Raw genomic sequence first — 12,272 nt, 5'->3', positions numbered from 1 at the left:
CGAGTTCGGGGGTGGTCCCGACCAGAATTCGGCACGGGTCCCCTGGCGCATGGGCTGGGTGCTGTCGCCGCAGCGAGCGCGCGGACGAGGACCGATACCGGCCTGCCGACCGAGATCGGGCATCTTCCTCGCCGTCCGCACGGGCTTCCGTGGAAGGCTTGGCGTATGAGCGATGATCTGCCTTCCAAGGGAGCACAGCAGCCGCCGTCGGCCGCGGAGGAGGAAGGAAAGGCCCGCCGCGTTGTTGCCGCGTGGCAGCGCATCGAAGCCTGGCTGGGTGAGCAGGCTCCGGGCTCGCACGCCACTCTCAGGCCGGGTGCCTCCGAAGAGCAGCTCGTGGTCCTGGAGAGCGACCTCGCCGTGCACGTCCCGGAGCAGCTGCGGGCGTTGTGGCGGCTGCGCGAGGGCGTGGCCGAGGGGGAAGGATCCGTCTTCATGCTGGGCAACTGGGCGCTGATGACCCTGCCGAGGGTGTCCTGGGTTCACCGGAACGGCATGGAGGTCCAGAAGGAGTGGGAAGAGGAGGAGGATCACGATCCGGAGGAAGATCTTCACTGGCGGCCCGAGTGGATACCTTTCTGTTCGTTCGCCGTGGACGATGAGACCTACGGGCTGTACCTCGACGGAGCCACGGGTGAGGTACGCAAGTGGTACGAGGGAAACGAGGAGCATCGCTCGATAGCTGCTTCGCTGGCCGCCTACCTGGAGCAGATGGCAGACGGGCTGGAACACCCTGCTCCGGCGCCGGCCGGTGCGGGACTGCTGCGGAACAGGGCACTGCACTGGGGATTGCCCATCCTGGACGAAGACGCCGAGGTGTGGAGACCACTGAACCTCTTTCATCCTGTGCTGTAGAGGTGAAATGGGCTGTTCAGCGAGGGCGGTGACGTGGCAGAGCCCCTCGTCGTTGGCGTGGTGATCTCACTCATCACACCGGCAACCGAGGGGCTCCGTTGGTTCCGCATCCTTCCATGCTCGACATCCCGCATGAGCTGGTCGAGCACGTCTCCTGGCTCATCTATGCCCGAAGGCGCGAACCGAAATCGCCGTGACGCAAGCTCGGTTGCTTCCACCAGGCCCTCCTCGCCCTCGCACACCTACGCAAGAACGAGACGTTCGCCCAACTCGCGGCCGGGTTCGGAATCTCGAAGGCGACTGCATGGCGGTACGTGGACGAGACCATCGACGTCCTGGCCGACTGGGCACCCGGACTGCGCGAAGCCCTGACCGGCCTGGGCGAGGGCGACTTCGTCATCGTCGACGGCACGCTCATCCCGATCGACCGCGTCGCCACCGATGAGCCGTACTACTCACAAAGGCACCGGAAGCACGGAATGAACGTACAGGCCATCGCACTGCCGGACGGGACGCCCCTGTGGTTTTCACGGGCGACTCCGGGCCGCACGCACGACCTGACCGCGGCCCGCGCCCACGGGATCCCCGAAGCCTGCCTCACCCGATCCCGTCCGGGGAGACCGAGGGAACCGGCTTCACGGGGGAACGCGGAGGCATCCCGGGCCCCGGACGAGCCGGGGCGCACGCCGTGATCGTGCCGGGGTGCTCGGCCGTGCGGCGACCGCCCCGGCCGCGGACGGGTGGCCGAAGCGCGCATGAGCGCGGCGGGAGGGCAGGTGCGCGAGGACGGGTCAGCCGCAGAGCCCCGACTCCCAGGCCCACGCGGCGATCTCCACACGGTTGCGGGCCGCCAGCTTGCGCTGGACGTTGCCCAGATGCGTCTTGACTGTCGAGAGGGTGACGTACAGCTCCGCCGCGACCTCCTCGTTCGTGCGCCCTCGCGCCACCAGCCGCACGACGTCCAACTCCCGCTCCGTCAGCGGTTCGACGGGACAGGCCGTGGACGGGGGCGAGGGAGCGGCGGGGGGCGGCGGGGCCGCGGAAGCGGGAGGCGTCATGTGGTGGAGGAGCCGCACCGTGACGGACGGGGAGATCATCGAGTCGCCCCGCGCCGCCGCGCGCACGGCCTCGGCGAGGAGCGCGGGAGAACCGTCCTTGAGCAGGAATCCGCAGGCGCCGTTCCGCAGCGCCCGGTAGACGTACTCGTCGAGGTCGAAGGTGGTGGCGATCAGCACCTTCAGCGGGTCCCGGACCTCGGGCCCGGCGAGCTGCCGGGTGGCCTCCAGACCGTCCAGCTCCGGCATCCGGATGTCGAGCAGGCACACGTCGGGACGCAGACGGCGGGCCTCGGCGACCGCTGTCGCGCCGTCCGGGGCCTCCGCGACGACCACGATGTCGGGCTGGGCGTCGAGGATCATCCGGAAGGCTGCCCTGACCATCTCCTGATCGTCCGCGAGAAGCACGCGGATCGTCGTCCCACTGTTCACCGTTCCCATGATCCCAGAGGCAGCCGGGCCGTCACCCGCCAGCCCGCCGCGCCCTCCCCTGCCGGGCCGGCCGTGAAGGTACCGCCCAGTGCTTCGACCCGCTCGGCCAGCCCCGTCAGGCCGAACCCCGAGCCGGCGGAGGTTCCGGTGCCGTCCGCCGGACCGGGCCGCGCGGTCCGCGCCGCGGCATGCGACGGGCCGCGGCCGTCGTCGGTGACGGACACGGTGAACGTGCCCTCCGGCGACGGCCGCACCTCGACGGTCACCCGCCGTGCCCCCGCACCGTGCTTGCGGACGTTGGTCAGCGACTCGCGCACCACCCGGTGCGCTGCGGTGGCCGGGCCCGGCGGGAGTTCGTGCCCGGCTCCGCGCAACTCGGGCGCCAGGAGGAGCACCACGGTGGCCGGGCCCGCGGCGGTGAACTCCTCGGTGAGGGCGCGCAACGCCCCGGCCAGGTCTCCGGACGGGCGGACGGCAGCCGGGCCCTCACCGGGCGCCCGGAGCACCGAGACCATGCCGCGCATGGACTCGATCGCCTGGGACCCCGCTCGCTCGATGCCCGCCATCATGCGGTCCAGGTCGTCGGCTGCGGGCGCGTGTCCCTGCGCGGTGGCGTACCGCACGGCTTTGGTCTGCGCGACGATCGCCGTGACGTGATGCGCCACGAAGTCGTGCAACTCCCGCGCGTACTCCAGCCGCTGGGTCTGCCGGTCGGCTTCCCGCTCGCGGGTGCGGAAGGTGTCGAGCAGCCGCAGGTAGAGGCCGAGCACGAACGCCAGCAGGAGCGCGAAGAGGATCACGGGCTCGCCGAGCTGGATCACGTTGTCGTACTCGACGCGCGGCAGCCGCAACGGCAGCAGCGCGGCGGCGAGTGAGCTCGCCGCCACCAGGCACGCCGCGAGTGCCGGGCGGGTGCGCCGGACGGCCCGCGTGACGAGCAGCAGCAGCGCCGCCGTCTCGGCCGCCCCCGGGGTGACCTCGGGCCGGTGGGAGAGCCTCATAGTGACCAGGGACAGCGCCGCGGACGCCGCCACGGCACCCGCGGCGGCCGCCGGGAAGCGGCCGGCCGGGACGGCGAGCGCCCCCACGCACAGCGCACCCGTGACGACGGTCGCGGCGGCCGTGGGCGCGTATCCGGTGGCCGCGCCCTCGGCGAGGAGCAGCGCGAGCACCGCGGCTGCCGCCACGGCGACCAGTACCCGGCGGAGCGGGGTGCGGAGCGCGGGAGCAGGGATCATGCCACCTCACGTTAGGGCCGGACCGCGAAGCCCGCCTCAGCCTTTCGGCCGACGCGGGGGCCGCTGCCGGGCCGGCGGGTCGGCTGGACGGCCGATCCGCGGCCGGGGCGAGGCGCCGCAGGATCGAGCCGTCCGCTGTCCGCCCCGTCCCGTCGAGGCCCTCATGCCTGCTGCTCCACGCCTCCCCCGCGCCGTGGCGCGTCCGCTGCGCTCCCTGTGGGCGCACGCGTCCCGATTCGCGCTGCCCGCTCTCGCCGTCGTGCTCGGTGTCGCATGCGTCACGGGCGCACTGCTGTACGGCGGCTCGGCCCGGACCGCCATCGAGCACACCCGGCGCGTCGCACCACCCGACGCCTCCGTCACCATCACCCAGGAGCAGCCGCCTGCGGGGCCGGCCGAACCGGGTGCGGGAGGTCTCGGTCCCGGTCTGCTGGAGCAGCTGCGGGCGCTGCCCGGGGCCGCCGGGGTCCGCGCGGTGGCAGAGGGCAGCACGTTCGTCGCCGGGCGGGACGGCACCCTGGTCGGCTCCCGTACCAACAGCGCGGGCGTCAACTATGTGCCGGACTCGAATGGTTCGGATCCGCGCTATCCGCTCGCCGCGGGCCGGGGCCCACGGTCCGCCGGGGAGGTCGCCCTGGACCGGCGGGCTGCCGACCGCGCGGGCTACCGGGTCGGCGACCGGGTACGCGTCGTCGTACAGGGTGAGGCGCGCGATGTGCGGCTCGTCGGTGTCTTCACGGCGCGCGACGCCCGCGTCGCCTCCGGCGGCACGCTGACGGCGTTCGACGAGGCCACCGCACGCCGTCGGTTCGGTCTGACCGCGATCTCCCTGACCGCCGCGGACGGCACCGGCGAGGCGCGGCTCGCGGCCCGCGCCCGGAAGCTGCTGCCGCCGCAGGCCGAGGCCGTCACCCGCTCCGAGGCCCAGGCGCGGTCCGCTGCGGGCGCGAGCGCCGCGGGCGACAAGACGACCGGCCTGCTGCTGAGCTTCGCCGCCGTCGTGCTCCTCGTCGCGGGCTTCCTCGTCGCCAACACCTTCGCCATGCTCACTGCCGCGCGGGCACGCGAGCACGCCCTGCTCCGGGTCGTGGGCGCCACCCGCGGCAACGTCCTGCGGCTCGTCCTGGGTGAGGCACTGCTCGTGGGCACCGCCGCGTCAGCCGTCGGCTACCCCCTCGGGGCGGCTCTCGCCATGGCGCTCAAAGCGTGCCTTCCGGTCGACGGGGGTGCCGTGGCGGCTCCGTTGCCCCTCATGTCCCTCCCGGCCGGACTGGCGGCGCTCGCCGTCGGCGTCGGCGTGACCGCGCTCGCGGCGTACGTCCCGGCGCGCAGGGCCGCCGCCGTCGCACCCATGGCCGCGCTCAGGACGGGCGAACCGCCCACGCCTGCTGCGCTGCGCCGCCGCAACACCGTCGGCTGCTGCGTGACCGGTTTCGGCGCGCTGCTCCTGTGGTACCTCAGCGACACCCCCGACCTCGACATGGTGACGGTCGCCGGGGCCGTCCTGATGACGGGGCTGATGCTCCTCACCCCGTGGCTGGCCGTCGGCCTGGGCGCGCTGCTGCGCGGCCCGCTGCGCCGCCTCGCGGGCGTACACGGCACGCTGGCGGTCGAGAACGCCCGCCGCAATCCGCGGCGTACGGCTGCCACGGCCTCGGCGCTCATGGTCGGCCTGGCACTCGTCACCGCGGCCGGTATCGGTGCCGCCTCGCTGAGCGGCATGGCGGAGCGGGACGCGGCCCGCGCCATGGCGTCCGATCTGCACGTGGTCCCCGTCGACTTCGCGGAGATCGGCGACGGCACGGCACGGCGCGTCGCGCGCGTTCCCGGTGCCGAGGCGGTCACTCCCACGGTGCCCACCGGCGTCGAACTCGGCGCCGGACGCGAACTCGGTGCGGTCGCCGTCGATCCGCGGACGGTCGGCCGCGCGGCGGGGCTGACGGTCGCAGCCGGACACCTGGACCGCCTCGGCCGCGACGGGATCGCCCTCAGCCGCACCGAGGCCGACTCGCGTGGCCTGCGGGTCGGTTCGCCTCTCGGTGACCGCCGCGTCGTCGCCGTCTACGACGGACCCGAGCGGCTCGGCCCGGCGCTGGTTCCGCTCTCCGCGGCACGCCCCGGCGAGCGGCCGGACGAGATCCTGGTCCGCGCGGCACCCGGCCGCACGGACGCGCTTCGCGACCGGATCCGGGACACACTGGACAACCCCGCACTCCTGGTGCAGAACCGCGCCGACGCGGCCCTCGAGGCGGCCCGTCCCTACGGGACGCTGCTGACCCTCACCACCGCCCTGCTCAGCGTCGCAGTCCTGATCGGCGCCCTCGGCGTGGTCGGCACCATGGCGATGTCCGTGCGCGAGCGGACCCGGGAGATCGGCGTACTGCGTGCGCTCGGCATGCACCGCCGCGGTGTCGCCTGGGTGATCCGCCTGGAGGCCCTGCTGATCTGCGCGCTGGGCGCCTTCCTCGGCCTGGCCGCCGGCACCGCGACAGCGCTGACCGCGGTGGCGACCCAGCCGGCAGCCGAGCCCCGCATCCCCTGGCTCCAGCTCCTGCTCGCCCTGGCCCTGACCGCCGCCCTGACCGCACTGGCCACCCTGCCCTCGACCCGCCGCGCCGCGAACCTCCCGGTGGTGTCCGCGGCCGGCGCCGAAGGGGCATAGAGAGCAAGCTTCCGGTGCAGGGGGTGCAGGGTGGTCCGGCGAGCTCCTCATCCCGGCACCGGACTTCCCGGCGCGGAGAATGCGGCGGATGGAGCGGCGGAGGTTCTTCAGTTCTCTTGCGTGCTGTTCGACTCCGCCGACCAGGCGCAGGTTGTCGGCGATGTCCCTGGCGGGAAACCGGTTGGGTGGGGGGCCAGCAGGGCGAGGAACTCGCGGACTTCGGATCGTAGGTGGTTGCCGATGGGCTCGTCGCTGGCGCGTGCGTAGAGGGTGATGGGGCCGGGGAGTTGCAGCCGGACGGGTGCTGTCTTCTCGGGGGTTTCAGCGGTCGTGCTGGGTGGTGAGCGGACGGGCTCGGCTTGCTCGTCGGCTGCTTGGCTGTCCGCTGTGTGCGAGGGGTGGGCCGGGGGTTCGTCATCGCTGTCGTCGTCCTCGGTCGTCTCCTCGGTCTTGCGCTCGCTCGGGTCTGCGGGAGTTGCCCGGCTCGGGCCGCCTTCACTGTGCTGGCGAGGTGGTTGTCCGTGGGCTCCGAGAAGCAGGCTGGAGATCTCTCGGCTGGCGTCTTCGGTGACGTGGAAGACGCGCAGAGGGGCGCCTCCGGTGCCGCTGCTGGGTGTAGGGGATGTTGTCGTGCCGTCGTCCCATACGCGGACGGGACGGTGACCGGTCTGGCGTCCGCAGTCCGAGGGAGAGCCGAGAGGGTCTCGCCTCGGTCCTACATGCCGGAGACGCCCCTTGCCCAGGCGTGCGCAGCGGATGCGGCAACCATGTCGATACGGGAAGAATCGACGACATGGTGCAGGTTGCCGCCGAGCGTCAGGGAAGCCACTCCGTGCGCGATGGCCCACAGTTCGGCGGCGCGGCCCACCACATCTTCCCGGGGAATGTGGGGCTGGAGTGCAGCCTCCAGGCGTTCCTGGACGCGACGTGTCTGCTCCAGCAGTTCGGGATGGGAAGCCTTGCCGATTCCTGAGGCGAACATGACCTCGAACCGGGCCGGGTCCTGGCAGGCGAAGGCCACGAAGGCGACGGCGATCTGTGCCGCGCGTTCCGGGAGCGGCGCCTTCAGGATGAGCGTAGCGAATTGTTCCAGTGCGGGAACGGATGGTGCGTATGTCGCCCACGCGTGCCGGTCGGTCGACACCTGCAGGGACATCCCACTCGACGTCGGCGTAGGCCGACCACGACGGCCAGGACTCCGCATCCAGGAGCGCCGCGTAGACGAGGGCGGCAGACGCCGATGAGCGCGAAGAAGCGGTATGAGCGAGGGAGGACACCTCAACAAGGTGTAGACCGCGCCTCACCATGATCGTGTTACGGGCTTTACGGTCCCCTTTGATTTTCACCATCAGGTAAGTCAGGTGACCCAAGAACCTCCTCCGAGTTCATCTCGGATGCTCTGGGGATACAACAAAGCCCCTCACGGCGCACGGCGTTCGTAGACGGTCTGCCTCGTACCGAAGCGTTCGGGCAGGTCGCGCCAGTGCACGCCGGTCCGCACCCAGTGCAGGATCCCGTCGATCACCTATCGGTGATCCCACCACCGGCCACAGCGACCGTTACCGAACGGCAGAAACGGCCGCAGCTGTTCCCACTCGACCTCCGCCAGTCCCCCTCGCTCCATGTCCACGTCAACCGTCCGGACAGGGGCCAGTCACACGATCGGCGGGACAAATCCCAGAGCCTGTGCAGGTCCCGCCTTGAGATGCTTATCGCGGTCCGGGGTTGGCCGCCGAATGATGTACACGAAGACACCGGGGGCATCTCTGCTGTCTCCAGAAGTGTGTGACTCACTGATGAGGGAGAACGGTATGGAGCCATCAGAACTCCACCGCGCAGTTGAGGCAGGGCGGGCGACTGCTTCGGAGCTGGGCCTCCAGGTCGACGATGCGGTCGTCATCCACAACTCGGACCGCGTCGCATTGCGCCTGATCCCTTGCGATGTTCTGGCTCGGGTCGCACCGTTGGAGCATCTGGCTGATTCCGAGTTCGAAGTAGAGGTCGCCCACCGTCTCGCCGACGTTCACGCGCCGGTGGCCGAGCTCGAGCGTCGGGTGGAGCCCCGAGTCCACGTGCGTGATGCCTTCGCCATCTCGCTATGGACCTACTACGCACCGGTGGGATCACGGATCACGCCGGCCGCCCACGCAGACGTGTTCCTGCGGCACCATGCCGCCCTGCGGCAGATCGATCTGGACGCACCGCATTTCACCAACCGAGTCGCTGTGGCCCTGAGAGAGGTGAACGACCGGGAGCAGACTCCCGAGCTCCCCGATTCGGACCGGGCACTTCTCAGCGACACTCTCAGTGGACTGAGCGCCGCGATCGGCAGCGACAACGCCGACGACCAGCTGTTGCACGGCGAGCCTCACCAAGGCAACCTCCTGAACACGAGAAGAGGGCCGCTTTTCGTAGACCTCGCCACCTGCTGCCGCGGACCGGTCGAGTTCGACCTCGCCCATGCGCCCGAAGAAGTGGGAATGCATTATGCGGGGGCCGACCACGACCTGATCCACCGGTGCCGTGCCCTGAACTGGGCGATGTTCTGCGCCTGGCGCTGGCGCCGGAACGACCAAATGCCCGACCGGGACCACTGGAGAGTGGAGGGCCTCCACCAGGTTCGTGCCGCACTCGATCGCTGCGGACCGAACTGGAGCTGAGACAGAGCGGCTACTGTGTCCCGATCCGCCGCACCCTGTGCGGGTACCCCGTCACGGTGCAGCAGTCGGCCGCCCTGTGAGGCCCTTGCCCGGCTCGGTCACCGGCCCGAGGATGTGCGGCACATCCTGTTGTCGCACCTGCATCGCGATCACACCGGTGGGCTGGCCGACTTCCCCGAAGCGGTCGTGCACGTCGGGCAGATAGCCGATCACATCCGCGCCCAGGTCGCCGGCGCCGCCGACACGTTGCACTCCGGTACAGCCGTCCCGGCGGCACAGGCCGGCGATGTAGTCCTCGAACCCACGGTCGTCCATGGTCCAGACCGCCTCCAGCGACCGGCGGGCCTCCCGCCGTGCGTCTTCGGCGAGCCGGACCGCCTCCGCACGGCTCTCGCGCCGCCCGGCGCGGACCAGGAGCGCGATGACGGCTCCGGCCGCGAGCGCGGCCAGCATGACCAGCAGGGCTACCATAGGTCGTCCCCCTTCCCTCCCCTGTGTGTCGCCTTGTTGCTCCCCAACGGGGGCACGGCCTATCCGCGACCGAGCCTGGCATGCCATCTCCGGCACGGACGGCCTTTGTTCGGCTTCGGCGACCGTCAGGGCTTTCTTGGTGTCACGGCAGTTGATTGACCGGTGGGGTGCCGGATGCTGGTGCCCTCACGTTCTGGCCGCAGCGGCAGACATTGCCGTAGGGCAGGCCGGGGGCGCTCGATGGCGAAGAACGGAATGTGGCCCGCTTCCTGGACATCCACACCCTGGAGTCTCCGCAACCGTCGAGCCTGAGAACGTCGGGGAGCCGCACTCCTCATGCACGCCCGACGCCGGATCGGCAGGGTCTTCGTCCGCAGAGACATCCGTCAGGGCGAACGCGAGCGAAGCCAGGAGCAGCACTGGCGAGAGGCTCCACAGCACAGCGCCTGCTGTCCGTCTGTGGCGCCTGTCCTGCCCTGGTCCGCTCATCGCCCTTCCCGTCCTTCACGTTCCTCGCCCGGCCGCGTTCAGGGAGCTTGCCGGTTGCCTGTCCGAAGCGCTGGAGTGCGGTGAGCTCGACGCCCGGATGAGCGGCGGCGTCGTGAGACCGAGCGCCGCCGCTTCGGGAGTTTCGGAGGTTTCGGGGGTTTCGGGGGTTTCTCAGAAGGGTTCCGCGTTGCCGTGCCGGGCCCGCCTCCTCCGAGGGCAGTCTTCGGCTATCTCCCATACCGCTGGGCGACTGCCGTGAAGGCGGCCTTGGGCTCCCATTCCATGTCGGGGTAGGTCTGCCCCCGGCGTCCTTCGAGGAGTTTGACGATGCCCAGGCCGGCCCGGTCCAGGTCGTCCCTGGGGTCGCCGTCCGGGCGGTGCGGGTAGCCGGGCAGGGCGAACAGGAACACGAACGCGCTGTCCACGCCCTCGGTGTCGAAGATTTCGAGGAGTTCGCTCAGATACGTGGCCTGGCCGGCCTCGTCGCGCTCGTATACTCCGTTCAGCCGCACAGGGGCCTTGGTCTGCGGGTCGTGCTGGACCACTTCCAGCACCCGGCCCCCGCGGTCCGATGCACCGCGGTAGGCCGCGGTGCCGAACCCGGTGACGGCCAGCGGCTTCGGGCCCTGGGCCAGGGTGCGCACCGCGTCCCGGAACCGGTCGGCGACCTCGGCGGAGCGGATCAGCTCGAACGTCACGATGTCGAAGGGGGTCCAGTCGACCTGCTCGAACTGGATGGCTGCGTAGGTGAGCTTGCCCTGGAAGCACTCGCGGACCGTGGCCGCGGCATCGTGGAGGAAGGTGTTGATGCGCACGCCGAGTTCGCGCATGGCCTCGGCGCGCCGCTCGGGTGGGTCCATCAGGTGCGCGACGCGCTCCTCGGGGCTCTCTCCGGGCAGGAACCCGCGGTTCATCACACTCAGCTCGACCCCTGCGACGAACACGACTGCGGCTCCCTGCTGCCGGAGGCGTTCCGCCCGCCCGGCACAGTCGCGGAGGAGCGTGAGGATCTGCTCCGCCTCCAGCTCCAGCGGATAGGGCGAGAACCAGACCTCCAGGCCGAGCTCGGCGGCGGCACCGGCGGCCAGCTCCAGTCGGTCTGGGTCACCGCCGGTGATCTGGACCGCGTTGCAGTGCAGGTCGTCGCGGATGATGGCGAGCTCGCGCCGGACCACCGCGGGGTCGAGGTGCTGGCGGGATATCTGGCCGTGCATGACGAATCCGGTGTCATAGGTCATTCCTCTTGCACGCATGGTGGCGTCCCCTCTGTCGGTCTCGATCGGGTAGAGACTGACAATAAAAATGCGTACACGCAAGTTTGCGTGCACGCATCTCTGCTGCGTGGGATGCTGGCCCCGTGACGAGACCACCAGGGCTGCGGGAACGGAAGAAGCAGGCCACGCGCGAGGCACTGCGCAAAGCGGCCCTGCGCCTGGCCGTCGAGCACGGACCGGACCAGGTACGAGTCGAGGACATCGCCGAGGCCGCCGGGGTCTCACCGCGCACCTACAACAACTACTTCGCCAGCCGCGAGCAGGCGATCGTCGCCGCTGTCACCGCGGACCGGGAGGCACGGGTCGCGGCGGCGGTCGCGGCCCGGCCCGCAGAGGTGCGCCTGGCCGACGCCGTCACCGACGCGGTGGTCGAGCAGTACACGGACACCGGCGAGAGCGAACAGCAGGCGCTGCTGCTGATCACCACCCGGACCGCGCTGCGCGACGCGTTCCTCGACACCACCGCCGGCATCGAGCCCCCGCTCACGGCAGCGATCGCCGCACGCCTGGGTGACACCGGAGCGCACACAGCCCGCGTTCTCGCGGCAAGCGTCGCCGCGGCTGTCCGCATCGCACTGGAAGGCTGGCTCCGGCCGGCCGGGAACGCAGAGACCGGCGGGAGTCCCGGCGCCCGGGGACTGCTCGTACCCTCCGGCTCACTGCCCGACCAACTCCGCGCGGCACTCGCACCGCTCACTCCCGCACTCGACGCCGCCGAGCAACACACCCCGCCGTGAAGACCACCCACGTCACTTCCGAACACACCCCCGCACCCAGCCATCGCCCTCCCCGTCGGCCGCCAAGCCCCCACGGGCGATGACCGTGCAACCCATGCGGGGCCTGCCCCGTCAGCTTCTTCGTGTCCCTGCAGGAGGGCCACTGGACTCCGGGGCCGGCATGCCATCGACGGCCAAGCCCGGCACGGTCCCGGTGACCCTGAACCCGCCCGTCCCCATCGGCGCGCTGCCGGAGCCGAGCTGAGGAATCCCCGAGCAGGGCCTCTTCGCGCGGTAGACGGCCGCAGGGATGCGGGCCGCGGAACAGCGTCACCGGCTCCACCACGTCAGAGTGTCCGGTGTCGCAGTGGGCGTCCCAGATGAGCCGGTCCGGGCGGGTGGGGTGGGTTGGCTGACCCC

At 71.1% G+C, this 12,272-nt stretch carries 8 protein-coding genes and 4 pseudogenes; 6 read left to right on the top strand and 6 right to left on the bottom strand.

Going from position 1 to position 12,272, the window contains the following annotated elements; translation table 11 throughout:
* The first annotated feature begins 165 nt into the window (after window positions 1–165).
* Window positions 166–855, top strand: a complete 690-nt coding sequence (locus tag A949_RS33870; RefSeq protein WP_019357581.1) for an SMI1/KNR4 family protein — start codon at window positions 166–168, stop codon at window positions 853–855.
* A gap of 57 nt (window positions 856–912) precedes the next feature.
* A pseudogene (locus A949_RS33865) lies at window positions 913–1,460 on the top strand (transposase family protein); the annotation flags it as partial.
* Window positions 1,461–1,646: 186 nt separating this feature from the next.
* On the opposite strand, the gene A949_RS0118850 reads toward A949_RS33865, so the two are convergent.
* Window positions 1,647–2,294: a response regulator transcription factor gene (locus tag A949_RS0118850; RefSeq protein WP_237735858.1), complete on the bottom strand. Its 648-nt coding sequence runs from the start codon at window positions 2,292–2,294 to the stop codon at window positions 1,647–1,649.
* Between the two features lie 44 nt (window positions 2,295–2,338).
* Complete coding sequence (locus tag A949_RS0118845; protein WP_019357579.1) at window positions 2,339–3,580, bottom strand: sensor histidine kinase; 1,242 nt, start codon at window positions 3,578–3,580, stop codon at window positions 2,339–2,341.
* A gap of 163 nt (window positions 3,581–3,743) precedes the next feature.
* On the opposite strand from A949_RS0118845, the gene A949_RS0118840 reads away from it, so the two are divergent.
* Complete coding sequence (locus tag A949_RS0118840; protein ID WP_051019554.1) at window positions 3,744–6,242, top strand: FtsX-like permease family protein; 2,499 nt, start codon at window positions 3,744–3,746, stop codon at window positions 6,240–6,242.
* Between the two features lie 715 nt (window positions 6,243–6,957).
* On the opposite strand, the gene A949_RS0118835 is transcribed toward A949_RS0118840, so the two are convergent.
* Window positions 6,958–7,398: a TetR-like C-terminal domain-containing protein gene (locus A949_RS0118835; protein WP_019357577.1), complete on the bottom strand. Its 441-nt coding sequence runs from the start codon at window positions 7,396–7,398 to the stop codon at window positions 6,958–6,960.
* Window positions 7,399–7,674: 276 nt separating this feature from the next.
* A pseudogene (locus tag A949_RS39185) lies at window positions 7,675–7,866 on the bottom strand (transposase); the annotation flags it as partial.
* A 187-nt stretch (window positions 7,867–8,053) separates the two neighbouring features.
* On the opposite strand from A949_RS39185, the gene A949_RS0118820 reads away from it, so the two are divergent.
* Both A949_RS0118820 and A949_RS39645 read left to right on the top strand, forming a co-directional pair.
* The gene (locus A949_RS0118820; protein ID WP_078565470.1) at window positions 8,054–8,902 is read left to right on the top strand and encodes an aminoglycoside phosphotransferase; all 849 of its coding nucleotides are present in this window, start codon (window positions 8,054–8,056) and stop codon (window positions 8,900–8,902) included.
* Between the two features lie 15 nt (window positions 8,903–8,917).
* A pseudogene (locus A949_RS39645) lies at window positions 8,918–9,052 on the top strand (hypothetical protein); the annotation flags it as partial.
* Window positions 9,053–9,112: 60 nt separating this feature from the next.
* On the opposite strand, the pseudogene A949_RS39765 reads toward A949_RS39645, so the two are convergent.
* Window positions 9,113–9,217, bottom strand: a pseudogene (locus A949_RS39765) (restriction endonuclease); the annotation flags it as partial.
* An 872-nt stretch (window positions 9,218–10,089) separates the two neighbouring features.
* On the bottom strand, window positions 10,090–11,100 hold the full coding sequence (locus A949_RS0118810; RefSeq protein WP_019357572.1) for a hypothetical protein: 1,011 nt from the start codon (window positions 11,098–11,100) through the stop codon (window positions 10,090–10,092).
* Window positions 11,101–11,219: 119 nt separating this feature from the next.
* Here A949_RS0118810 and A949_RS0118805 point away from each other — a divergent pair, with 119 nt between their 5' ends.
* Complete coding sequence (locus A949_RS0118805; RefSeq protein WP_019357571.1) at window positions 11,220–11,873, top strand: TetR/AcrR family transcriptional regulator; 654 nt, start codon at window positions 11,220–11,222, stop codon at window positions 11,871–11,873.
* Window positions 11,874–12,272: the final 399 nt, after the last annotated feature.

The organism is Streptomyces sp. AA1529, assembly GCF_000280905.1.
Classification (GTDB): domain Bacteria; phylum Actinomycetota; class Actinomycetes; order Streptomycetales; family Streptomycetaceae; genus Streptomyces.
The sequence above is the reverse complement of the archived record's forward strand: the minus strand, read 5'-3'. Positions and strand labels throughout refer to the sequence as shown.

Coding starts and splice junctions, on each gene's coding strand:
- A949_RS33870 (WP_019357581.1), top strand. CDS start 166: ATGAGCGATGATCTGCCTTCCAAGGGAGCACAGCAGCCGCCGTCGGCC.
- A949_RS0118850 (WP_237735858.1), bottom strand. CDS start 2,294: ATGGTCAGGGCAGCCTTCCGGATGATCCTCGACGCCCAGCCCGACATC.
- A949_RS0118845 (WP_019357579.1), bottom strand. CDS start 3,580: ATGATCCCTGCTCCCGCGCTCCGCACCCCGCTCCGCCGGGTACTGGTC.
- A949_RS0118840 (WP_051019554.1), top strand. CDS start 3,744: ATGCCTGCTGCTCCACGCCTCCCCCGCGCCGTGGCGCGTCCGCTGCGC.
- A949_RS0118835 (WP_019357577.1), bottom strand. CDS start 7,398: ATGTCCCTGCAGGTGTCGACCGACCGGCACGCGTGGGCGACATACGCA.
- A949_RS0118820 (WP_078565470.1), top strand. CDS start 8,054: ATGGAGCCATCAGAACTCCACCGCGCAGTTGAGGCAGGGCGGGCGACT.
- A949_RS0118810 (WP_019357572.1), bottom strand. CDS start 11,100: ATGACCTATGACACCGGATTCGTCATGCACGGCCAGATATCCCGCCAG.